Origin of the sequence: Nostoc sp. (assembly GCF_036916735.1) — a bacterium.
GTDB lineage: Bacteria > Cyanobacteriota > Cyanobacteriia > Cyanobacteriales > Nostocaceae > Nostoc.
On the sequence record NZ_JBALFV010000014.1, the window covers coordinates 24128 to 49263 of the forward strand.

The 25136-nt window shown below is 41.8% G+C and carries 19 protein-coding genes; 7 read left to right on the forward strand and 12 right to left on the reverse strand.

The window, feature by feature from the left end:
* The first annotated feature begins 247 nt into the window (after positions 1-247).
* On the forward strand, positions 248-772 hold the full coding sequence (locus tag V7L20_RS03420; RefSeq protein ID WP_334742816.1) for a J domain-containing protein: 525 nt from the start codon (positions 248-250) through the stop codon (positions 770-772).
* A 45-nt stretch (positions 773-817) separates the two neighbouring features.
* On the forward strand, positions 818-1090 hold the full coding sequence (locus V7L20_RS03425; RefSeq protein ID WP_334742718.1) for a DUF3143 domain-containing protein: 273 nt from the start codon (positions 818-820) through the stop codon (positions 1088-1090).
* Between the two features lie 300 nt (positions 1091-1390).
* On the opposite strand, the gene V7L20_RS03430 is transcribed toward V7L20_RS03425, so the two are convergent.
* The 5 genes from V7L20_RS03430 to lysA all read right to left on the reverse strand — a co-directional run bounded on the left by V7L20_RS03430 (position 1391) and on the right by lysA (position 5348).
* Entirely contained in the window at positions 1391-1645 is a 255-nt protein-coding gene (locus tag V7L20_RS03430) for a DUF2442 domain-containing protein (protein WP_334742719.1), read from the reverse strand.
* Positions 1646-1752: 107 nt separating this feature from the next.
* Positions 1753-1944, reverse strand: coding sequence for a DUF4160 domain-containing protein (locus V7L20_RS03435; RefSeq protein WP_334742720.1), 192 nt, complete (start codon positions 1942-1944; stop codon positions 1753-1755).
* 141 nt (positions 1945-2085) lie between these two features.
* Positions 2086-2835 carry an isoprenyl transferase gene (locus V7L20_RS03440; protein ID WP_334742721.1) on the reverse strand — a complete coding sequence of 250 codons (750 nt, stop codon included), beginning with the start codon at positions 2833-2835 and terminating at the stop codon, positions 2086-2088.
* A complete protein-coding gene (gene cdaA, locus V7L20_RS03445) occupies positions 2832-3755 on the reverse strand; it encodes a diadenylate cyclase CdaA (RefSeq protein WP_334742722.1) in 924 nt (307 codons plus the stop codon). The genes V7L20_RS03440 and cdaA overlap by 4 nt, the downstream gene beginning before the upstream one ends.
* Before the next feature lie 195 nt (positions 3756-3950).
* Positions 3951-5348, reverse strand: coding sequence for a diaminopimelate decarboxylase (gene lysA / locus V7L20_RS03450; RefSeq protein WP_334742723.1), 1398 nt, complete (start codon positions 5346-5348; stop codon positions 3951-3953).
* A gap of 92 nt (positions 5349-5440) precedes the next feature.
* Here lysA and rimI point away from each other — a divergent pair, with 92 nt between their 5' ends.
* Together rimI and V7L20_RS03460 are read left to right on the forward strand one after the other, a co-directional pair.
* A complete protein-coding gene (gene rimI / locus V7L20_RS03455) occupies positions 5441-5992 on the forward strand; it encodes a ribosomal protein S18-alanine N-acetyltransferase (protein ID WP_334742724.1) in 552 nt (183 codons plus the stop codon).
* 593 nt (positions 5993-6585) lie between these two features.
* Complete coding sequence (locus V7L20_RS03460; RefSeq protein WP_334742725.1) at positions 6586-9054, forward strand: ATP-dependent Clp protease ATP-binding subunit; 2469 nt, start codon at positions 6586-6588, stop codon at positions 9052-9054.
* 209 nt (positions 9055-9263) lie between these two features.
* On the opposite strand, the gene V7L20_RS03465 is transcribed toward V7L20_RS03460, so the two are convergent.
* From V7L20_RS03465 to V7L20_RS03490, 6 genes are all read right to left on the reverse strand, one after another.
* Positions 9264-10241 (reverse strand): Bpu10I family restriction endonuclease, encoded by a 978-nt coding sequence (locus V7L20_RS03465; protein ID WP_334742726.1) that lies wholly within the window; start codon positions 10239-10241, stop codon positions 9264-9266.
* Entirely contained in the window at positions 10214-11455 is a 1242-nt protein-coding gene (locus V7L20_RS03470) for a DNA cytosine methyltransferase (protein WP_334742727.1), read from the reverse strand. Before V7L20_RS03470 ends, V7L20_RS03465 begins: the two co-directional genes overlap by 28 nt.
* 387 nt (positions 11456-11842) lie before the next feature.
* Positions 11843-12991 (reverse strand): aspartate carbamoyltransferase catalytic subunit, encoded by a 1149-nt coding sequence (locus V7L20_RS03475; protein WP_334742817.1) that lies wholly within the window; start codon positions 12989-12991, stop codon positions 11843-11845.
* A 116-nt stretch (positions 12992-13107) separates the two neighbouring features.
* Positions 13108-14460: a magnesium transporter gene (mgtE, locus tag V7L20_RS03480; protein WP_334742728.1), complete on the reverse strand. Its 1353-nt coding sequence runs from the start codon at positions 14458-14460 to the stop codon at positions 13108-13110.
* 429 nt (positions 14461-14889) lie between these two features.
* Complete coding sequence (locus V7L20_RS03485; RefSeq protein WP_334742729.1) at positions 14890-15087, reverse strand: hypothetical protein; 198 nt, start codon at positions 15085-15087, stop codon at positions 14890-14892.
* 45 nt (positions 15088-15132) lie between these two features.
* Positions 15133-15267 carry a hypothetical protein gene (locus V7L20_RS03490; RefSeq protein WP_334742730.1) on the reverse strand — a complete coding sequence of 45 codons (135 nt, stop codon included), beginning with the start codon at positions 15265-15267 and terminating at the stop codon, positions 15133-15135.
* Positions 15268-15635: 368 nt separating this feature from the next.
* Between V7L20_RS03490 and V7L20_RS03495 the strand changes: the two genes are divergently transcribed.
* Both V7L20_RS03495 and V7L20_RS03500 read left to right on the forward strand, forming a co-directional pair.
* Complete coding sequence (locus tag V7L20_RS03495; protein ID WP_334742731.1) at positions 15636-18848, forward strand: glycoside hydrolase family 15 protein; 3213 nt, start codon at positions 15636-15638, stop codon at positions 18846-18848.
* A gap of 718 nt (positions 18849-19566) precedes the next feature.
* A complete protein-coding gene (locus tag V7L20_RS03500) occupies positions 19567-20658 on the forward strand; it encodes an exostosin domain-containing protein (RefSeq protein WP_334742732.1) in 1092 nt (363 codons plus the stop codon).
* A gap of 125 nt (positions 20659-20783) precedes the next feature.
* Here V7L20_RS03500 and V7L20_RS03505 read toward each other — a convergent pair whose 3' ends face one another.
* Positions 20784-23558, reverse strand: a complete 2775-nt coding sequence (locus tag V7L20_RS03505) for a M16 family metallopeptidase (protein WP_334742733.1) — start codon at positions 23556-23558, stop codon at positions 20784-20786.
* A gap of 650 nt (positions 23559-24208) precedes the next feature.
* Between V7L20_RS03505 and V7L20_RS03510 the strand changes: the two genes are divergently transcribed.
* On the forward strand, positions 24209-24691 hold the full coding sequence (locus tag V7L20_RS03510; protein WP_334742734.1) for a hypothetical protein: 483 nt from the start codon (positions 24209-24211) through the stop codon (positions 24689-24691).
* The last annotated feature ends 445 nt before the right edge of the window (positions 24692-25136 follow it).

A 25136-nucleotide genomic window follows, 5' to 3' on the forward strand; every position in this document is an offset into this window, starting at 1 on the left:
GAATAAAACAGTATTATTTGATTTATTAGTACTGATTCAAAAGTTTTACCTTAACTAAAAACTAAAGCGGCGATTGTGGTTAAAATATATGAAAAACGTATAAGAAATCTCCAACTCTGCGATATTGTGGGTTTGAAATCAAATGTGGGAATAAAAGCGGTTAGCCTCTATGCCATTAGCAGGTTTACAATATTAGAAAAAACTTGATTGCAAGGTGACTCAAACAGCCGTGAATCACAACGGGGCAATGCCACAAAGCAGTAAACCAACTTATTACTCCCTGCTAGGACTGCATCCCTCGGCATCGGTAATCGACATTCGTCGTGCTTATAGGGAACTGAGCAAACGCTATCATCCTGATACTACAGATTTGCCTACTGCGATCGCCACTCCCAAATTTCAGCAAATCAACGAAGCCTACGCTACCCTTAGCCATCCAGAACGGCGCTTGGGCTACGATTTAAAAATTGGCTATTCTCGCTTTGCGGTGATTCAACCACCTCCTGACTTGAACCGTCCCGGATCGCGTTCTCATGACTGGTCAAAATCAGCTTACCTCGATCCTAGCGATCGCCCCCTCTCATCTGGCGAAATCTTTGCTCTATTTATACTGGTGTTAACATTTGTAGGTTGTCTAATACTAGCAGTTGCCATTGGTTTAACTCGTGGTGAGGCTGCTTTCCAAACGCCTTTGCTACAGCCAACTCCATCTGTACAACAGCAGATTACCCATCTATCTCAACTAATTAGTTTTATAGTAATTAAAAACTAAAAAATTTCCTAATCCAAAATTCAAAATCTCAAATCTAAAATTCCTATGCCTCTTCTTCCCTCTGATACCCCTCTATATAATCATCCCCTGCCACAAATTGAACAGTGGTTAAAAGACCAAGGCTGTCAACAAGACGACACACAGAGGCATTGCTGGCATGTACAGCGCTCTAGTTGGAAAGCTGAACTATGGCTCGATGTTGAGCAAATTGTAGTGCGATATGTCCAATCTGGAGAAAATGGGCAAGATATTCAACGTTCATTCAAGTATTCTCTCAGTCGGGATGATGTAGAACAAGCCGTGTTTTCTGGGCCATAAGGAAGTGCGAAGTACAATTTACTATAAATTTAGACTAATTCATAGGAAGTTTAGCTATTAGACAAAACTTCCTATATTTTTACTCTTATTATGGGGTTATTTTAGGGTCATACTATACTATAGACAATTTAGATAAAATTGAAATGAAAATAAAATTCTCAGATGGTAATATTTCCAACTTTTATTAACCTCAATATTATTATTAAAAACTACCAAGTTACTAGCTGTAGCGCTCAAAGAGGTCAGTTACTCCACCAAAGCAGTTAACCGCCCCGATACCCGCTAAGTTTACCGTGATCGCTATGGCTGCTGAATGGGATCGCTAGCCTTGTTTTCGCTCTCCATCAAGGACGTACCATTCTTCCAAAGTTCATACTCGCTAAGATCAATCTCCTCATTCCACACAATCCCATAACCCCCTGGCTCGACTTTAAAGTTCTTAAAAAAAGCGGGTTGTCGAAGTGGAGAAAACATTGGAGTATCTAATAGATGACGAACATCGTATTTTTTCACCTCTTGATTGGTAAATTCAATCACTAAAGTAGTATCATCCATTGCTTTGGCTTAATGAATTCGGGGATACTTCATACTGCTCCTAACTAAATTTACTTTAAAGGAGGTCGCTTACGAAACTCTTGGGTATTCCACATTTGTAACAGTTATTACTGGTATAAAGTTGCCCACTTTTGGACTAGCTTTTGTGCCCGATTTGGTAAATCTCCTTCAATGGTTTCAAGTGATTCAATGCTGACTAAGGCATTGTACTCGCCATAGATTGCATGAAAATGAGGTGGAGGGTGATCGCCAAAGAACACTTTAATCACAATTCCATAGAAGCGTGCAACCTCTGGCATAACAATATTTAACAAATACTGAACCGCTTGATTCTACCAAAATGCATAGTTTACCACCGCAGGCATCGCTCATTGTTTGAGGGCGATCGCCAATTTTGTAGCTTCGCTAACGCATCCTAAAGATTTAGTAAATGTACTATTTTACACTTTTCCAAATCGCCGCTCGCGTTGCTGGTAGGCACACAAGGCGCGATGAAACTCAGCTCGGTCAAAATCGGGCCAGAGGGCATCAGTAATGTAAATTTCTCCATAAGCCATCTGCCAGAGGAGAAAATTTGAGAGGCGCATTTCTCCACTGGTGCGGATTAACAAATCTGGGTCAATAATTCCGGCTGTGTACAAGTGGCTTTCAAATACTTGTTCATTAATTTCGTCGGGTTCTAGCAGACCTTGCTGGACTTGTTTTGCGATCGCCTGACAAGCTTGTAATATCTCCTGCCGTCCACCATAATTAGTTGCTACTGAAAACCGGATACCACCATTATCTTTGGTTGCTTCCACTGAACGAGATATTTCTTGTTGGAGCGATCGTGGGAGAGCCTGCAAATTTCCTACGAACTTAATTTGCACATTCTCTTCGACCATTTCTCGCAGTTCTTGGCGCAAAACTCTTTGAAACAAAGTCATTAAAAAATCCACCTCTTCCTGCGGTCTTTTCCAGTTCTCCGTTGAAAAAGCATAAGCCGTCAGCGCCTGAATTCCCCAATCCTGACAACAGCGAAGTAAATCCTTGAGAGTATCTACTCCGCGCTTATGGCCCATAATCCGAGGTAAACCCTGACGTTTAGCCCATCGACCATTACCATCCATAATCACCGCAACGTGCTGCGGCAATAGTTCTCGTTTTAAGTCAGTAGGCAAATCTTGCAGTTTAGTTTGTTGTGCTGTCATTTTTTATCTCGAGAAGCGGTCGATGGTAATCTGAGTAAACGTGAAACCAGTGCTAGTGTCTTCCCACCTATCTGATGAACAAAACTTAACAGACCAGGAGCTACAGCTTCCCTATCCACGATTGGGGACAAAAGAGCTTCTAATGACTCTTTCAGTTTCCTAATCGTCAGGGGTCTATTTAGGGTTCCCCGTTCCGCTAAGGAAATGGAACCCGTTTCTTCAGACACAACGACACAAATGCAATTTTCGACCCGCTCAGTAATTCCCATTGCCGCCCGGTGGCGTGTTCCCAACTGGCGCGAGGCTGTGCGTCCCGAAAGTGGTAAAATTATACCCGATGAGATGATCCGTGAGCCACGAATCAATGTAGCCCCATCGTGTAACAAAGTTTTTGGTTGAAAAATTGTCTGGATTAGTTCTTTAGAAACCTCCGCATTTAGCTTTACTCCTGGCACAGAAAAATCTCGCTCATCAATTGGTCCTGTGGTTTCCACAATTAGTAAAGCTCCAATGCGGTTTTTTGACAATTCTTTAACAGCCTCAACAATTTCATCAATTACACTATCAGATTTGGGGATTGCCAGCCGATCGGGTTGAAACAGTTGGCGGAATTCGCCACGTCCTAATTGCTCCAAAAACCGCCGAAACTCTGACTGTAAAGCAACTGCCATCGCTACAGCACAACCAATTACCAACTTTTCCAATACAAAACTTAGCAGAGGTAGTCCGAGTCTGCCACTTAGTGCAGAGGCTAGCATTAAGATAATGAATCCCCTCACCATCCACAATGTCCGGCGCTCACTAATAATGACTAGTATCATGTAGGTCAGCGCCAGCACTAACACAACATCCAGAGTCCCAAGTAGCAAGGACTGTGACCATCCCAGGTTTATCAGCCATTGCTTCCACCAATCTCTCATGACATCTGGATTACACTTTTGCCTCTAATTACATTTAGTCATTAGTCATTAGTAATTAGTTCCTGGCTAATGAACGCCACTTGCTTTAACGGGGGGAATTCCCCTCTGGGTTCGCCAGTCGCCTACGGCGGGAAACCCGCCTACAGCGCTGGACTCACTGCAACACAGTGGTTCCTAATGACCAAGGACAAATGACTATTTTTTTAGCCTTTCTGGTAGACGATCTTGTCGAATTAAATCTTGATAAGTTTCACGTTGCAAAATTAAATTTGCTTCGCCATTCGCCACAACAACTGCTGCCGGTCGGGGCAAACGGTTGTAGTTAGATGCCATACTGTAATTGTACGCACCAGTTCCCATAACTACGAGAATATCTCCTGGTTCAGTCTTTGGGAGTAGGGTATTGTGAATCAAAATATCTCCTGATTCACAATGTTTACCAGCAATTGTAACTGTTTGGGTTAAGGGTGAAGACATTTTATTGGCAACTACTGCCCGATAAACTGATTGGTAAGTAATCGGGCGGGGATTATCAGACATTCCCCCATTGATCGCTACGTAGGTACGAATTTCTGGGATAACTTTGGATGAACCAATAGTATAGGCGGTGACGCAAGCTGTGGCAATTAGCGATCGCCCTGGTTCACTCAGTAATTTCGGCAAAGGCAGATTTTCGGCTGCACAAGTTGCTTGAATTACTTCACAAATCGCCTTCACCCACTCTTCAATACTAGGGGGATCGTCTGATTCTGTGTACTTAATCCCTAAACCGCCACCAACATTTAACTCTGTAATATTTAAACCATACTTCCCAGCATCCCGCAGCCACTGCACCATGACAGCCGCCAAATCTTGATGCGGTTGGCGCTCAAAAATTTGGGAACCAATATGAGCGTGTACTCCTATGCAATTAAGGGCAGGTTGTTGACTGACAAAGGTAAAAACTTCATCTAAATCATTCGGATCAAAGCCGAATTTGCTATCTAAGTGTCCCGTCCGAATATATTCGTGGGTGTGACACTCTATACCGGGAGTTAACCGTAGCATGATGCGGATTGATTGACCAGGTTGGGCAATTTCCACAAGAGTACGCAACTCATACCAGTTATCCGCCACAAGGATAACACCAGACTTGATCGCTAAAATTAATTCTTCACGAGATTTATTATTTCCGTGAAGGTAAATTTTATTGGGACTAACACCCGCTTCTAAGGCTGTGTAAAGTTCTCCCCCAGAAACTACATCGATTCCCAGTCCTTCAGAGGCTGTGATCGCACAAACAGCTAAACAATTCCAAGCTTTTGAGGCGTACAATACTTGAGATTCGCCCTTGTAGTATTGCTTGAAAGCATCTCGGTATTGCTGACAAGCCGAACGTAGGGTTTCTTCATCTAAAATATATAAAGGTGAACCAAACTGCTTAACTAAGGTTGTGACATCACACCCACCAATTTCCAGGAGGTCATGATTATGAACTCTGGCAGTTAAGGGTAAAAGTTCCTGATTAGGTGATGGATTTGCCTTGGTGTCACGCTTTTGAGGTAAATATTGACTTCCAGAATGTTGAACCCCAGTGGGGTGAGTCGATACCATAACTATAAAAGTTTTCCTTGTTCAAATTAGGGGCTTTGAGTTCGTCTCCCGATTCCCAGTGTACAAAGGGTTTGTAACGTTATTCAATAAATGTGATCTCATTAGACTTAGAAATTAAATTACTGACATTAGAAAATCTCAGTGCTATTGTGGAACTCGATCAAGCCTGTTTTGGTGGACTTTGGACTCTGGAGGGCTACAAACGAGAATTGGATAGTCCCAATAGCGATATATTAGGCTTATTTTCCCCCTCCTCCAGCACCAGTTTGCTAGGAATCGGTTGCTTTTGGTCTATTTTAGAGGAAGCCCACATTACAATTTTGGCGGTTCATCCTCAATATCACCGTCAGGGTTTGGGTGCGGCTTTATTATATTCACTCATTAAGACAGCTTGTGATCGCAAAATGGAGCGAGCTACCCTCGAAGTTCGAGCTTCTAACTTGGCGGCAATATCTTTATATCAAAAATTTGGCTTCAAAACAGCTGGGCGGCGGCGACGTTACTACCAAGATAACGATGAAGATGCCCTGATCCTTTGGCTTCCAGATTTACAACACCCCAAATTTAAAGCAACTTTAGACCAATGGTATTCCATTGTCAGCGATCGCCTTGAAAAATTCTCTTGGCAGTTGCTTTTTAACTAATTCGTAATTCGTAATTATTAATTATGAATTATTTTAAGTGTTGGACATTATTAATTTTTTAGGACTTACGCAAACTCTACGATTCTTGGGGTTCTTCTCTAACGAGACGCTACGCGTTGGCAAAAGCCTCTCGTAGAGAAGGCAATTTGATAAATTAAGCTTTTTAGCACTTTTTGTGTAAGTCCTATTCTTAAATTATTGGGGCTTGCGAGCGGCTTCAGCAAAAAAATGTTACTTTGCTACACTTATTTTTATTTAAACATTTTATATAAAATTAAATTTAAATAAATAATATATATATTATTTATTTTTGCTTGACATTAAAAAAATATATATGTTAGATATAAGTGTTTGGGATTGAGTCAAGAAACCCTTAATCTAAGCAGTCAGCTATTTGTAATAAATCCCAAAAAGGCTGGTGAACTAAAGCTCCTCAGTATACTAGCCAGATAAGAGTAGTTAATAGTTAACAATTAGCCCATCAACCCAAGTCATAGGTTCAGGATGTCTATAATCTGTTATACAGGCATCCAAAAGCTTTGCCTGTGCTAAAATCAGCATACCGGCACGACCGCAGATGATGGGATAAAGCCATGTTTGAGCGCTTCACAGAAAAAGCCATTAAGGTAATCATGCTGGCCCAAGAAGAGGCCCGCCGTTTAGGTCACAACTTTGTCGGAACCGAGCAGATCCTCCTGGGTCTGATTGGCGAAGGCACAGGAGTGGCTGCCAAGGTGCTGAAATCAATGGGCGTCAATCTCAAAGATGCCCGAATTGAAGTTGAAAAAATTATAGGACGGGGATCAGGCTTTGTTGCCGTGGAAATTCCGTTTACGCCACGGGCGAAGCGAGTTTTAGAACTCTCCTTGGAAGAAGCACGCCAACTGGGGCACAACTACATTGGCACCGAGCATCTGCTGTTGGGCCTAATCCGCGAAGGGGAAGGCGTTGCAGCCAGGGTGCTAGAAAACCTCGGTGTGGATCTATCTAAGGTAAGAACCCAAGTCATTCGGATGTTGGGAGAAACTGCCGAAGTTTCACCAGGCGGTTCATCCGGGCGCACGAAAACCCCGACTCTGGATGAATTTGGCTCCAACCTCACCCAGATGGCAATGGATAATAAGCTCGATCCAGTGGTGGGACGCGCCAAAGAAATTGAGCGGGTGATTCAGATATTGGGTCGCCGAACTAAAAATAACCCAGTGCTAATTGGGGAACCAGGGGTTGGTAAAACAGCGATCGCTGAAGGTTTAGCTTCACGCATTGCCACAAAAGATGTCCCTGACATCCTGGAAGATAAACGCGTCGTCACCTTGGATATTGGTTTGCTCGTAGCAGGAACCAAGTACCGGGGTGAATTTGAAGAACGCTTGAAAAAAATCATGGATGAAATCCGCTCTGCGGGTAATGTCATTCTCGTGATTGATGAGGTACACACCTTAATTGGTGCGGGTGCAGCAGAAGGTGCGATTGACGCAGCGAATATCCTCAAGCCAGCTTTGGCCAGGGGTGAGTTGCAGTGCATCGGCGCTACAACCCTAGATGAATACCGGAAGCACATCGAGCGAGATGCAGCGCTAGAGCGACGTTTCCAACCAGTGATGGTTGGCGAACCTACAGTTGATGAAACAATTGAAATTTTATATGGTCTGCGCGAACGCTACGAGCAACACCATAAACTGAAAATCTCCGACGAAGCATTGGTGGCGGCGGCGAAATTGTCAGACCGTTACATTAGCGATCGCTACCTTCCAGATAAAGCCATCGACTTAGTTGATGAAGCTGGTTCTAGAGTGCGCTTGATTAACTCCCAACTACCACCCGCAGCCAAAGAGTTAGACAAAGAACTGCGTCAGATATTAAAAGAAAAAGATGACGCGGTGCGCTCTCAAGACTTTGACAAAGCTGGAGAATTGCGCGATCGCGAAATGGAAATCAAAGCCGAAATCCGGGCGATCGCTCAAAGCAAAACCAATGCAACTGGCTCTGAACATGAAGAACCCGTAGTTACAGAAGAAGACATTGCCCACATTGTCGCTTCCTGGACTGGGGTACCGGTGAACAAACTCACCGAATCTGAATCTGAAAAGCTGCTGCACATGGAAGACACCTTGCACCAACGTTTAATTGGTCAAGATGATGCTGTGAAAGCAGTTTCACGGGCAATTCGTCGCGCTCGTGTTGGTTTGAAAAATCCCAATCGACCCATAGCTAGCTTTGTCTTCTCTGGGCCCACTGGTGTAGGTAAAACCGAGTTGGCGAAGTCCTTAGCTGCTTACTTCTTCGGTTCGGAAGAAGCAATGATCCGCTTGGATATGTCGGAATACATGGAGCGTCACACCGTCAGCAAGCTGATTGGTTCGCCTCCTGGTTATGTTGGTTATAACGAAGGTGGTCAGCTGACCGAAGCCGTGCGGCGGCGTCCTTATACGGTGGTGTTGTTCGACGAAATCGAAAAAGCACACCCGGATGTATTCAATATGCTGCTGCAAATTTTGGAAGACGGTCGGTTAACCGATGCCAAAGGGCGCACGGTGGACTTCAAGAACACCTTGCTGATTTTAACTTCCAATATTGGTTCTAAGGTAATTGAAAAAGGTGGTAGCGGTATCGGCTTTGAATTTGCTGAAGATGTCACTGAGTCAGCTTACAACCGGATTCGCTCCTTGGTGAATGAAGAACTCAAGCAGTACTTCCGTCCAGAGTTCCTCAACCGACTCGATGAAATTATCGTCTTCCGTCAATTGAGCAAGCCTGAAGTGACACAAATCGCCGAAATTATGCTCAAGGAAGTATTTGGTCGTCTAACCGAAAAGGGTATCACCTTAGAAGTCAGCGATCGCTTCAAGGATCGTTTGATCCAAGAAGGTTACAGTCCCAGCTACGGCGCAAGACCATTACGTCGGGCAATTATGCGCCTGTTAGAAGATAGCCTAGCAGAAGAAATTTTGTCTGGTCGCATTAAGGATGGCGATACTGCCCTTGTTGATGTGGATGAAAATGGCGTTGTGCAAGTTAGTTCTCAACAGCGTCGGGAATTGTTACCCCAAGGTGTTGAGTAAGATTTAGGGTTTGGGATTTGAGTCTCAAATTAAAAATTGGAAAACGGTAGAGGGATTCAAACCTTTACCGTTTTTTTTGTTAATAATGGAAAACGGTAGAGGGATTCAAACCTTTACCGTTTTTTTTGTTAATAAAACTTCTTAAGGAACACTTGCGTTAGTCATGGGTGATTTACACAAGTGTCACAAACCCCGAATAAGGTCAGTAGCTACTCGTCAATTAGCCACCCACGCTCTATGCCGTGTTCAATTCCGCCAGTCCAATCCATTTTCAGATGCTTCCGCACTTTATGGAATAGATGTTGAACTACAACTGGGTTAATTGAATTTTTAATATATTTTTCTTCATACCTAAATTCTCGGTCAGTGTTTTTTTGCTGACGTAGTACGTAAATTTGATCAACTTTGTATTTCCGAAGATTAACATCACTGGTCAGCTTGATCCACTCCATAAGTACAACATATAAACTATTTGGATTTCTCGCCTTTAAGTCCTCTGCTGCTCGTGATGAACCTTCGAGCATAGTTTTATCGAGATATGTTTTACATTCAATTGCAACAACTGGAATATCGAAAATGTGCGTTTCGGTGTTTCCCGTAACTGTAACTTCAGAGTAGTTTTCCGGTTCCTCTTTAATAAGTGGGAGTATTTCACCAGGATTTTCATCTTTCTCTGGTGGTGTTGCTGCTTCAAATGATACTTGAATAGTCGCTCCAATTACAAAGTCATGATCTTTCTTTTCAATACGTGCATACGGTCGCTTCAGCATCTCAGAGTATTTTGGCGGCACAAAGAAAATATCTTTGAATGTATGTGATTTGCCGATGAGAGCATTTTCTCCAAAGTCTCTTACTAAATCTTTAAACAGATAGTAGAGAAATTCTTCCACCACGCTAGAGTGAAGGTTCGATCTAGAATCAAACTTCTCAGCATAGTGCTGCTGGTCTAAAAAGTCCTTATATTTTGATAGAAGTTCTACCCTAGTAGCAATAATTGCGTCATCTTGATCAGTAGGTGTTGATGTAGGGCCAACTAATTCGAGATTAGCTGAACGCCACTTATCATACTCAGTTCTAATCTCACTGAGATATTTTTTACTCTCAACATTTCTGTATTTTGTGCGGTGATTCTCCTTTTGTTCAAGATTAGAGCCGTGAACTAAAGGATTCCTATCGCTTTTGGGCATAGCTCTAATTTATCTTGAAGATGAAGTGCGATCGCTTTAGCAAGAATAGGTGGTACAGCATTACCTACCTGATTGTACTGGCAAAGAAACTTCTCGTCGAATCTCTCTTCTCGATGTAATAACTTGTGAGATACAACAGTTTTCTTCCCTAGAAAACGATAAGTGTCAGGAAAAGATTGAACACGTGCCCCTTCACGGGCTGTCAAATTGCGATGCTGGAAAGGATGAAGAAAATTGGCGTAAAACGAAGCGGCTATTGTATGTGATGGTTTATATGGATTTAAACGTCGGTTATTCTGGTCATAACTTATCTCAGATAACTCACCATTTCCACTACGGCGTCTAGCCCCATGTTCTTTTGGTGCGTTTGAACTTGATTCACCCCATTTAATATGTTTGAAGCGTTCTACAAGTCTCTGGGAATGATCCATTGCAACATGATTGTAAAGTGTTTGATTGCTATTCCTGATCCAGCTTTGATAGTTATTGAGAGATTCTGAAATATAAGGTTGTTCCTCTTCACCTTCATGTGCATTCAGTGGTGGTAAATCTGATATAGCATCCCACAAGCTGATGGCAGGAAGTAAATCCGTGCGGGTAAATATTGATAATTGAGAGCTATTTACATGCAATAAATCTAAGGAGTGTGTTTTTGGAGGAATACCTAATTCTTTTCCTGTTTTATTTCCAACAATAAAAATCCGCTCCCTAATTTGTGGCACACCATATTCGACAGCATTTAATGACCATACTTCTACAAAATATCCTAGATTCTCAAAAGTTTCTTTAATAATATTTATTACCTTTCTGCCTTCAATATTTTGGCGTGAAAGTAAACCTTTGACATTCTCCATTACAAAAGCTTTAGGTTCAAGGAAACATATCCACTCAGCAAAGTTAATAAATAAACTATTTCTAGGGTCTTTAGGATCTTTTTGTGCTGGTCCGGCAATACTAAAGCCTTGACATGGAGGCCCACCAATAATAATATCTGGCTTGAAGAGACATATATCCTTAACGGTACTTACAGTGTTTAAATCACGGATATCCTGTTGAATAACTGTCATATTAGGACAGTTGTAGCGCAGTGTATCACAAGCCCAGGCATCAATCTCAACGGATAAAGGAACAGAGAAACCTGCCATCTCGAAACCTAGACCAAAGCCGCCAGCCCCAGCAAACAAATCAATAGTGATAGGTTGTGCTGTTACCATAAACTCTTAATGTGGTTACTCATGTGGTTTACTTCTAAACACTCTAGAATGATACCCTTATAGGGCTTTGTCAACCTCTACACAGTTATTCTGGTAAAGCATGTAGCTATAAGTAATTTTTAGTATTTTTAAAGACAAACTGTGTGTATCTTCAATCAATCGACTGATTCTGAATCAGACCTGATATACCTTTAAAATGGGAAAATATCAAGAATCATTGGGAGGAATCAATCGTCATGAGTGTGATTGTTGCTAAGTGGACGATTGACGAATATCACCGCATGATTGATGCTGGCATTTTGAGCGATCGCCTTTTATAGGTAATTTCAGATATTATTCACCGATATAATCAGTAGGTAAATCAAGTAAATGTGACAGTTAAATTCCTTAGACCTTACTGCTTGCGATCAAATACAACAGCGCCATGCGAACGGCAACACCACTGGTAACTTGCGATTGAATAAGACTAAATTCTGGGTCATCCATCAATTCAGAACTAATTTCGACACCACGGTTAACTGGGCCTGGATGCAAAACTTTGACATTAGGTTTACAAAGTTGCAACTTTGTGCGGGTAATGCCAAATAATTGATGATATTCTCGCAAACTTGGCAGTAAATGAGCTGTCATACGTTCCTTTTGCAGGCGCAAAGTCATGACAAAATCGGCATTTTGCAAAGCTGGTTCTAGTTGCCAATGTAGAAATAGTTGGGGAGTGGGCTTGCCGTGACTTGTACTGAGCGTAGTCGAAGTAGCGTAATCGAACGGGAGTGGGCTTGCCGTGAGCGTAGCCGAACGGGACTGGGCTTGCCGTGAGTGTAGTCGAACGGGAGTGGGGGATGAGGAGATAACAAAATCCTGATTTCTGACTCCTGCCTCTTCCAAGATATACTCGGCAAATAATTTGGGTAAGAGGGTGGGTGGGGCTGCCAGATGCACTTCGGCACCACTGGCAATTAAACTCCAAATATTTGATCGCGCCACACGAGAATGGAGAATATCCCCAACAATGGCAATCTTTTTCCCCTTTAAAAGTTCTAGTCGGGGACTAGCTGGATCAATTAGAGTACAAATGGTAAATAAGTCTAGCAGTGCTTGGGAAGGATGCTCATGTTGACCATCACCAGCATTGAGGACGCTAACTCGTACACCTAAACGATCCATTTCAGCTGCGATCGCATTCGGTACTCCTGCCTCTCGATGGCGGACTACCATAATATCAGTTCCCATAGCCAAATAAGTTTTCGCCGTGTCGAGAATTGTTTCTCCCTTAGTCATAGAAGATGTGGCTGCGGCAAAGTTCAGTGTATCTGCACTTAAGCGTTTCGCGGCGAGTTCAAAACTGCTGCGAGTGCGGGTAGACGATTCAAAAAATAAATTCGCCACCACCTGTCCCTGCAAGGTTGGTACTTTCTTCGTCCGCCGCGATAGCACCTCTTGAAAACTGGCAGCAGTTTGCAAAACTGTATCGTATTCAGCCACCGTGAAGTCAGCTAGGGAAAGAATGTGATGACGATTCCAAGTGGTAGTAGGCATAGAATTTGGGGTGTGGGGAGAGACGCGATTAATCACGTCTGTATAAAGGAGTGGGGAGATGAGGGAGATGAAGGGACAATTGATGCCCAATGCCCCATGCCCAATGCCCAATCTTTTCAAGTTGGTAAATGGAAAACGTTTAAAGCTAGAGAAATTAGGCTGAGGAAGGTTAAAAACCCAATTGTATCTAGCATTGTAGTCACTAATGGGCCACTAACCAAAGCAGGGTCAAGCTTCAGCCGTGTCAAACCCATTGGCAGTAAAGTGCCGAGTGTAACAGCCACGATTGTATTAGTTGCCATTACTATTCCGGCAATTAAAGCCACCCATCGTTCTTGGGGTCGCGCCCAAATTAAGGAAAGCAAGAACATTGTTGCGGCTAAAGCTACGGCTGTACCTAAACCAGCTAGAATTTCCTTGCGGAGAATTTTTAAGGTATCTTTGGATGTTATTTCTCCTACTCCTAAGCCACGGATTGTCACCGTTAATGATTGAATCCCAACAGTACCACCAGTGTTAGAAAAAATCGGCATGATTACTGCTAGAACTGGCACTGCGGCAATTACAGATTGAAAAGGTGCGATCGCACTGGCTGCACCAATATATAGTGCCATGATGCCCAATAGCCAAGGTAAGCGGTTACGGATGGTAAGTAAGGGAGAAGATAAAGCTGCTTCATCACCACTGACACCCGCCAGTTTTTGGATATCTTCTGTAGCTTCCTCTTCTAAAATATCCATGACATCATCAATAGTGACAATGCCTACCAATCGGTCTTCTCGATCAACTACGGGGATAGCGATTAAGTCGTAGCGCTGCATGATTCGCGCCACTTCTTCTTGGGGAGTTTCGGTTCTAACTTTGATGACGCGATCGCTAGAAATATCCTTGATGAAAACATCGGGAAAGGTAAACAGCAATTGGCGCAATGAAACTACTCTCACCAGCGTCCGATTGTCATCTGTGACGTAGGCGTAGTAAATCGTCTCTTTGTCTTCATCCTGACGGCGGATCTTGCTTAAGGCTTCACCTACAGTTAATCCTTGGCGCAACCGGACATATTCGGTTGTCATCACCCGCCCAGCCGTGCCTTCTGGATAGCCGAGAATCGTTGCTGTTGCTTGCCTTTCTTCTGGACTCAGTTCTTGCAATAGCCGTTTGATTACCCCAGCAGGTAGTTCATCAAACAATTCTGCCCGTTCATCGGGACTCATGGCTTCTACAAGCTGCACTACCTGGACATCATGCAGAGAATTAATTAGTTCTTCTTGCACTTCTGTTGGCAGATATTCAAATACATCAATTGCCTGAGCTTTGTTGAGTAAACGGAATGCGATCGCGCGTTGTTTTTCAGGCAATTGTGTAATGTAGTCTCCCACATCCACAGGTTGCAAGCGATTTAAATCCCATTTCAACTGGTTTAAATCGGTAGTATCAGTCAGCAAATCACGAATATCTTGTGTCAGCATGATTATATCTCCTAAGTCTCCCCCGCGCTGGGAGACTTCCTCGCCAGATCAGAGGAGGTTGATACTGCCATCTGGTGGACTATTGCCCATAAAATTTCAACAAATCAATATCGATATCTAAAATTAAGGCATCGCTAGTCATCATCCTAACCCGGAATAGCGCTCTCCGGGAGATACTGAATATTATCACTTATTTATTGTAGTATTTGCTACTAATATTTAATTTAATTACCCCGAAACTTAGGTAATTTTTGTCTAGCTTAAAGTAGATTTTACTATTGCTATAAGCTATGTGTCTTGCCAATCAAAGATTTTTTTTGCAAACTTTATACAGTTAAAATATTTACAACATTAACAAGCAATATTTTATATCAAGCAACTTTATGCATAGTTATCTGGATGATGGAGAATCAGAAATACGTTAAGGTTTCACTTCATAGTTGCGATAAGGTGTTTGAGCTTTGGTGATCGCTTCTGATCTAATCCACTGTTGGCGGTCATTGGGCGTACAGGAAAGCGGGTGTAAAGCGATAGCACCCACGTCGGAAAACCAAACATCGGTAATAACCCTACATTTGCCAGATGTTCACTTAACTTATCTAGAGTCAAAGAGCTAATAGCTTTCAAGAAAAAACTGACAATAGATAGTTTCTAACCCTTAATTTATAATTATCATCCAATAGACCGCTTAAGCGTACCATCAGCGTATAGCTCCAATGGTACTAACTCAATTTTGCCGTTAACTTTAACTTGGGAGTAAACAACTTTTACCAAGGGAGCATGATTTTCGTTGTAACGCAGAGACATAATTAATTTCCTTTTCTACAAACTTTTCTTATGTTAAAAGGTTTTTATACCTATAATTTAGTCAAGATTTTTTTACCTAATGTTGCCTCTTTTGAAAGATTTTTGATCCTTCTTTAGAATTAACAGAAATCGTGTGAAGACAGGTATAAACTCTACATAAGTAGTGATGAAGATTTGAACAAATATCGTATTTTCGTTTGCGATCGCTAAAATTCAGTACCCAGAAGCGTATTAACAGGAGATAATAAAAAACTCACACACCCTTAGCTGTTGTCCCATCAACCATTACAGAACTTATTCTGGCTTGGTTTAGATAATTTGCTTCACAGCCATAGGGTCAAATTTTGCAAGTTGTTTTAAACCAAACCATGAAAACATCTACCAAATTGCTATCTCGCTTGGACTATTACTACCAGCAAATTAAAACGATCGTACTGACTCGCCAGAATCCGATTACTGGTTTGTTACCTGCGAGTACAGCGATTACAGCCCACGGCGATTATACTGATGCCTGGGTGCGAGACAATGTTTACAGCATTTTGGCAGTTTGGGGTTTAGGACTTGCATACCGCAAGATTGACGACGACGAAGGACGCACCTATGAACTAGAACACAGCGTCATCAAACTGATGCGAGGGTTGCTGTTTGCAATGATGCGACAGGCTCATAAAGTAGAGACATTTAAACATACTCAATCGCTACTGGATGGACTGCACGCCAAATATAATACCGCGACTGGTGACATTGTTGTTGGTGATGACAAATGGGGACATTTGCAACTTGATGCCACATCTATATTTTTGCTGATATTGGCGCAAATGACGGCAGCAGGATTGCAAATAATTTATACAATTGATGAAGTGAATTTCGTCCAAAATTTAGTTTATTATATTGGACGAGCTTACCGCACACCAGATTACGGCATTTGGGAACGTGGTAATAAAATTAATCGTGGTAGTGCTGAGTTAAATGCCAGTTCTGTAGGCATGGCAAAAGCTGCTTTAGAAGCTATCAATGGACTGGATTTGTTTGGTGTGCGTGGTAGTCAAGCATCGGTAATTCATGTGCTACCAGATGAAATTGCCCGTGCCCGAATTACTTTAGAATCACTATTACCGAGAGAATCTGGTTCCAAAGAAATTGATGCGGCGCTGTTAAGTATTATTAGTTATCCTGCCTTTGCGGTAGAAGATTTGGAGTTACGCGATCGCACTCTCAACGATATTATCAATAAACTCGCTGGTAAATACGGCTGCAAACGTTTTCTGCGCGATGGACACCAAACCATTTTAGAAGATCATCAGCGCTTGCACTACGAACCGTGGGAACTCAAGCAATTTGAGCATATTGAATGCGAATGGCCGTTATTTTTCACTTATTTAGTTCTAGATGGATTATTTCGTGGCGAACAAGAACAAGTTAAAAAATACCAAGAGCTTTTAGAATCATTACTCATAGAACAAGATGGTTTGCGTTTATTGCCAGAACTTTATTATGTTCTGGCAGAAAACATCGAAGCAGAAAAGTTATCACCCCAAACGCAACCACGTTTGCCCAATGAAAATATTCCTTTGGTATGGGCGCAGAGTTTATATTTTCTCGGTGAAATGTTGAGTGAAGGTTTAATAGCGGTTGGTGATATTGACCCTTTGGGAAGACATTTGTGTGTTGGCAAACAGCGTGAGGCATTGGTACAAATTGCCTTGTTAGCAGAAGATGAAGATTTACAGACGAAACTAGAAGTTCATGGAATTGAAGCGCAAACACCCGCCCAAGTAGAACCGATTCAAGTGAGAAAAGCTGGAGAATTTTCTGCTATTTATACCCAAATCGGACGTAACAATAAACTTGGTTTAACTGGGCGGCCAGTGCGGCGGCTGCGGAGTTTGACAACATCTAGAATCTTTCGGATTAGCGGTGAAACAATTGTATTTTTGCCTTCATTTTCAGATTCTCAACAGTTTTACTTAACCCTTGATTACCATTTTTTGCTGGATCAAATTAGAAGCGAACTAGCTTACATTCAAAAATATTGGAGTGATTTAGGACGTCCGACTCTGACTTTAATGTTAACGCACACCATGTTAGAAGCAGGTTCAAAAGCATTACTAGAACTGATGCAAGAACTCAAAGATGGTGTTTGTAACGGTGTGCGGGTAAAATTAGGGCGGCTAAATCAGCTAATGCTAACAGCAGGAATCCAAAGAATTGATTTTCTGCCAAATGCAGAATTTTCGCGATCGCCAGTCAAAAATGCCAGCCCACATTGCTATTATCTAGCTTATCATCCTGATAAAAACTGGCGTTTAGGACATACCCAAGAATTTCAAATGGAGTATGAAACTAACTTGGGATTATTACTTTCTTATTTGCGTTCATCAGAGAATATCTACGAGCAAATTGAGTTATTGCAAACTTTAACTCGCTTGCAGGGAATGAAATTTGATACTGGGTATGGTGGCCCAGGATATCCTGTCACCGTAGCCAATTTACTAGATGAAGTTTACACCAAAGCCGGAGATTTAGGCATTTGGGCAGTAGTGCGTCGGGCTGCGGGGTTACGGCAAATGGTTGATATTAGCCTATCAGATGCAGTCACGAGTATTTTAGTGCGAGGTAAGCAAATTGCTGTGGGTAAAGCTTACAGTGAAGCGTCCTTGATTAGCGTACCCATGTCTCACGATGAAATTGCCGATAAAATTAATCATTTTTGTCGTGAGGATATACGCGATCGCGTCCTCACTCAAGAGATTTTAATCTATATTGGCATTTTAATTCGCTCAGAACCCAAACTATTTCAGGGACTACTAACGCTGAGACTCGGCTATCTCATCTTATTAATCACCAGCGAACTAGCACGGGAACTGCATGTCACTCAAGATGAAGCTTACGATCGCTTAATGCAACTTTCTCCCTTTGAAGTTAAAGTGCGCTTGCGTCAGGTATTAACTGGATATACTGGCATGAGTAACTTGTTACGCCAGCAAGAATCACTGCACGTCAAACAAAAAGAAAGTGATATTGCTTGGGTAGTGTCACCAACAATAGGAGAAGGAATAGAAGTTCCACCAGGCGGTTGGCGACGGTTTCGCCAAGCCGAGGGTGCGACAGGGCGCGTACCAAAAGAATTTTTTAAGCAAGTTTGGCTATTAATGCAACATTGCAAAGGTTTAGTGATTGGCGATAAATTAGAGCGCCGCAATCGTTTAGATAGTGAGATAATGCTGTCGGAAATGACAGCAGGTGAAAGAAATTTTGCTCTGTTAGTTGAGCATTTGCTGAATAAAATCGAAGCTCCAGAATATCGCCAAGTTAATATTGAAGCATTAATCGAATTAGGAGCGATCGCTGCCAATAATCCCAAGCTGCAAATTGAAGAATATATTGTGTTGGATGTGTTGATTGGCCATGCAGTGCGATTGGCATGGCTGGAAAACCATACTCATCGCAGCGAACGATATGACGAGGATAAGGCGAGTGCGTGGCGATCGTTTTACAATACTTCTCCTAGAGATTGCGCTAGTTATATTTTGAAGGCATTTAGATTCTTGACAAAATTTGGTGAAGTGAGTGCAGCTTAATTAACACAGGTATATGCTGGATTACACTATGTTCACAAACCTAAAAAGGGGGGTTATAGCGATTCGCAATGACGCTCGTACCTCACTAACGCAATTTGCAATTAAGAAACTAAGATTTAGTAAGACTTTCATGGCTTCCATTTGTTGCCTTATTTTAAAGAATTGGTATTAAGGGTAGGGCGAACGCACGGGTTTTCTCCCGCATTTATCACAAGCTTTGCGATAGCTAAACTGTTACACACACAGGCATTGCCTATTTCGTAATGCTTTATCCAGACTAGGCTTCGAGCTTTTTTGCGGCTAATAATTTTAAGCTGTTGCGCCTACAAGTTGCACTATTTTCATTGTTAAAAAAAGAAAAAAGCTGCAAACCCTCTCCCTTGCTCCCAACAAGAACTGTCCCACTGCGGTCTCAATTTATTAACATCATCTTAACATCATCTTAAGTATATTTTCTTAGCATAGAAATATAAAAATAAGTCAATCCAAAGGTTGTTTTCAACTAATTAAATTTATCATAGAATTTTTTATATTAATTCTTTATGAAGATGCACAAAATATTAAACGAACCGCCAAGTACGCCTTCTCTGCAAAAAAACTTTGCTAACGCGTATCGTCTCGTTAAAGAAGAGCGTCAAGAATAGAGAGTTACTGATGTAATGCAGCTTGACATTAAATTGATATTAGTCATTCAACTAACCATAACTTAGGTTAAAGTATGCAATTAAGTATTTATTCTGATAAAAGTTATCTTCCTAAACAAATAGAGCCAGTTCCAATACTTTATCCTTTTTGGACAGAATTTATCCCTACTGAAAAATACTCTTGGTCTAGATTGTATAGCAAGTATATAGAGATAAGTAATTCTCTTTTTAAAATGACTTCGCTACAGGAAGCTGATTTAGTTGTCATGCCTATAAACTGGAGAGCGATCAGAGGAGAGAGTTGGAGAAGTAAAATTAATAAAGAAGCAGAAAGCATATCTATTGAATTTGCAGAAAAAGTAGCTAATAGCGGCAAAGAATTAGTTATTTTTTTTGCGGGTGATTGTTGCACTGAAGAAATTACTGTCAAGAATGCAACAGTATTTCGGATGGCAGTATATCGGTCGAAAAAGAGGCAAAATGATATTATTATGCCTTCTTTTACTGAAGATTTTGTTGAAGAATATTTAGGAGGTCAAATGTCTGTCAGGCATAAATCTGAGAAGCCTGTTGTTGGATTTTGTGGCCTAGCAATGACAGATTCATGGGAAAAGAAACTAAAAACGGTTTTATTTCATGGGGCAATGTTAACCAAATCATTAGAGTTTGGAGTCTCGCCTTATAAAGGACAAATTTTGCGTAGTCTAGCTCTGAAAGTACTTACAGAAAACCCCTCTTTAGTAAATACAAACTTCATCATCAGAGACCAATTAGCATTTTTAACTATACAAGATGTAAAGTCAAGACAGAAGGCTCGTGATGAATATGTGAAAAATATGGTTGATAGCGATTATATTTTGTGCTGTCGTGGTTCTGCAAACTATTCTATTCGACTATATGAAGTCCTCAGTTGTGGTCGTATTCCAATTTTTATTGATACAGACTGCGTTTTACCTGACGATTCTACAATTGATTGGAAAAAATATTGCGTATGGATAGATGAGAAAGAGATACCAAATATTGCAGAGAAAGTGGCTGAATTCCATAGCAATATTTCAGACCAAGAATTCTTAGATTTGCAGCATGAATGCCGAAAACTCTGGAAGAATAGGCTTTCTGCTGAAGGATTTTATACTAATTTTCATCATTATTTTTCCAAAAAATAATTAATCTAATACCTCTAGGAGACTCCCGCTATACACGAAGTGTATAACGGTTTTTTAATTGGTATGAAGCTAAACACAAAGGTGCTAAAGTAAACTTTAGCACCTTTGTGTTTAGCTTGAGGTAATTAGCTGCCCTTGAGTACAGTCTCTCCAGGGCCAGCAGTGACAATTATCAGATTTTGCGGCTTAATTAAATCTTCAATTGCCTGTTGCATTTGAGCCATTGTGACTGCTTGTATCCTCTGGGGAAAGTCTCGGATTTCTGATCGTGAAAGTCCTAAGACAGCATTATCTAAAATGATGCTTGATACATCACTAGGATTTGCTAAATCCACAGGATAACTATTAGTAATTGAGCGTTTTGCTGCGTTGAATTCAGCCTCAGTCACTCCTTGTTCGCGCAACTGTTTGAGTAAAGCGAGAGTGCTGGTGATCGCTTTTTGGGTATCAAGAGGAGCAGTCTGCATCTGAATCAAGAACGGGCCGGGATTGATTCCGGCAGCAAAACCACTATAGATACCGTAGGTTAGACCCTGGCGATCGCGCACTTCCGTACCTAAGCGACTCGCTAAGGTATCACCACCCAAAATTTGATTCAGTACTAGTGCTGCATAATAACGTGGGTCTTTCCGTGAGATACCGTTGTAGCCGATATAGGTAACAGCTTCAGACTTACCAGGTATCACTTTGTTTAAACGTGTCAAAGTTTCCGGCAATGACACGGATGGTATTTTGAGAACAGGTGGCTTACCTGTGGCTGACCATTTGCCAAATGCCTGATTGAGCAAAGCTTTTACCTTACCTGGATCAAAGTCTCCCACTAAGGCAATGGTTGTGCTATCTGGTCGGTAATGTGTCTGGTAGAAGCCAAGCAAATCATCACGAGTAATACTCTTTAAACTTTCAGCTGTGGGAAAGCTGTGGAATGGATGATTTTCTGGGTAAATTGCTTGCTGAAATACTTGTCTTCCTAAACCTCTGGGGTCATCTAGCTGGACTTTGAGACTTGTCAGTGCCCGTTGACGACTCAGTTCTAACTGGTCGGCTGGGAAAGTGGCGTTTTCTAATACATCTGCCAGAGTTTGAATCAATATCGGCAGGTTCGCTGAAAGTCCCTCACCGCTAACGTTAACTCCCTCGCGGGTGGCACCGAAGTTCAAATCGGCTCCTCGATCTTCTAAGGTTTTTGCTAGGGTAAGAGCATTTTTAGTCTGCGTTCCATTCATTAAGTTGGCCGCAGTCAAATTCGCTAATCCGGCTTTTTGGTTGCCGTCAAATTCACTACCTGCGTCAATTTGTCCACTCAGGTTAATAGTGGGGAGGTTGCGATCGCGCAAGAGCAAAACCCGCAAACCATTATTTAAGGTAAACTCTTCTGGTAATGATTGTTTGCTCGAATCTGTAGCTGATGTGGCAGGTGGCAGATATTTAGCCAGTTCTGCTGGATCTACAGGCTTACCAGGGCTGAAATTTTCTACTGTGCGACCAGAACCAGCGCTAGAAGTTCCTGGTTTACCATCTGGTTGAGTTGGTTCAAAGAAGCCGATGGTTTGTTTGGCTGGATTCAGGTAAGTTTTTGCTACTTTCTGTACTTGGGCTGGGGTGACTTTTGCGATCGCAGCCAAATACTGTTCAATAAAACGATAATCGCCGGCTACTGTTTGGTTATATCCCAGCTGGGTTGCCTGACTAGTAATGTCTTGGTTACCCAAGATATACGAGGCTTGCAGTTGCGTCTTCGCCCGGTTCAATTCTTCAGTAGTAACTGGCTGTTCTTGCAATTTTGCTAAAGATTCCTGAAGCACTTGGCCAATTTTCTCTAACTCTTGACCTGGAGCCGCCGTAGCATTAATTTCATACCAACCTGGTTCGATCAGTTCGGCAGCACTGCCATTCACTGAACTAGCGAGTCCAGATTCCACCAAAGCTTGGTAAAGCCTAGAGCTACGTCCGCCTGTAAGGATGGCATCCATCACATCAATTGCTGGGACATCAGGATGCTTGATATCTGGCAGAGGATACACTGCTTGCAGTAGTGCTGCACTTCCAGGTTGCTTGAGGACAATCGGTGCTTTTTTCGCAGCAGAGGTAGAAGCAGTCACCTGGGGGGAATTTTTAGCCACAGCCGTCTTGGCTCGTTTGGGCAACTTTCCATAAGTTTCTTTAACAACTTTCAGTACAGGTTCTGTAGCAAAATCCCCTGTAATCACCAATGTGGCATTTTCTGGGCTGTAGTAGGTTTGGTAATAATTCCGCACCTGCTCCACCGTGAATTTCTGTACATCTGCTTTTGTGCCTCCCACAGGTAAGCCATAGGCTCTATTAGGGAAAGCATCTTGCATCACTGCCCGACTCAGACGATAGCCTGGTGAATTTTCGTACCCCTGTAACTCGGAGATCACCACCCGCTTTTCACTTGTGAGTTGATCCGGCCCAACTAAAGAGTTTTCCATGCGATCAGCTTCCAGTGTCAACAATGCTTCGAGTTTGTCTCGTTGCACAGTGCCAAAATAAGCTGTTTCGTCATAACTAGTAAAAGCATTAAACTGGCTACCCAAGGCACTAAATAACCTGCCAAACTGCACAGGACGGTCAGTTGTACCCTTGAACATTAAATGTTCTAGCTGGTGAGAAATGCCATTCTGTCCCTTAACCTCATTACGTGAGCCAACTTTATACCAAACTTGTACGCTCACTACTGGAGCGGTATGGACTTCTTTAGTTAGCACTGTTAAGCCGTTGTCTAATACCGTTTTTTGTACCCCTTGGGTGAATGAAACAGCAGATACAGGTGCGACTGCTGTTGGTGTTGCACCATTGGTGAAATTGCCCGAAAAAGGCACAATACTTAGCAAAAGGCTAAGAAAAAAACCTACGAGTATATATGAACGTAGCTTCATAAGCAATGGGGTATGCAAAATTTCTAATTATAAAACAAAACCTTAGTATCGCCTTCTGGAAGTCAAAAGACTTACATTCTCGCCTTTTTTACCATTTTTAATGGTAGCTTTATTTCCGCTATCCCGTAATAGTCGGTTTTTTAGTTGACCTATTTGCAAGACATTTACGACCAATAGCCTACAAAAAGGGTATAAAAATCCCTTTTTTTATTCCTTGCCACTTATTCTCTATTTTCAAGATAAATGTAGCTTTATATACTATTACAATTTATTATAATTATGTTAATAACAATTACAATGTGTTTTATTTGAAAAGTTTTGCGGAATATCCACTTTTAAGATTGGTTCCATTCCTTGTCATCCCATCAGGGTAGATATCTTCGGCAAACAATTTTAGATTTCAGATTTTGGATTGCCGATGGCGCAGCGTAAAACCTTTTCTTATATGAGACGCGAACGCAAACAGCATAACTTTGCTTAGAGCGAGTTTGCGTATCTTTATAAGGATCTTGCTACGCGCAGCGTTTTGTAGAGAGTGCCTTTTGGATTTGTTCTGCCCACAAAGGGCGGGGAATGAACCGAAATCATTTTTAATCTAAAATCTAAAATCTGAAATTGGCACGGTCAGACTAGCAATAACTTATTGAAATATGCAAACAAGAAACTTAATTACATCATTGACATTAGGTATAACCTTAGCCGCAATCCCTGTATTACAATCTCATGCCCAAGTCGTAAGAACACCGAACTTGTATAATTTTACAGGGTATAATTCAAATGGCAATAAAGTCAGTGTTAATTACTCAACGTCAAGCTTTACTGGTAAGCCCCTTTTCAACTATCAAGAGCAGAAACAGACATTAAACTTTACGGGAGATGAGATCCGTACTGTAGATACGGAAATCGGTACGCTAGTAACTGTGACTATTAAAAAGACAGTAGATGCTGGCAACACCACATTTACCTTGCTCATACCTCGTGTAAACCTTGGAAATAACAACGGAGCAAAAGTTGAAACTAAAGGAATCACCACAAAAAACCGCTTTTCTGTAATTTCTCAATTCAACCAGGGGCAGCAACAAACTTATACAACAATCCAGCTCAAGGGGACAGCCCAAGCTGTCGCCTTTTAAGCACAAGAGGGATATATAAAAAACTCCATACCACTTGCTCTCTGGAGTTTTTGGGCATGGGAAATAGGGCACTTGTACTGAGCGACTCGTGCCAAGCAAAGCCGAGGTAAGTTGAAGTATGGGGCATGGGCAAGAAACTACCAATGCCCTGTTTGTTTGGCCCAAGCGACGGGGGGAACAACCTCATCCACCCACGGAATGCGTAGCAAGACCAAGTCTGGGGATAGAGTTTCCCGTCGCTTTCAATAAATTAAACTTCTTGCTTAGATGGAGGAAAGCAATAAGGGTGGAGATAAATAATTGTTTCTCTCCACCCTTATTGCTTAACCTGATTCCCTTTTAATTTGGTATCTGGGTGATCACATCTTTTGATCAATGACTTATTACAACAAATTTTTTAACTTGTAATTTTTACGAGCGATCGCTTTTACATAATTATTTAATG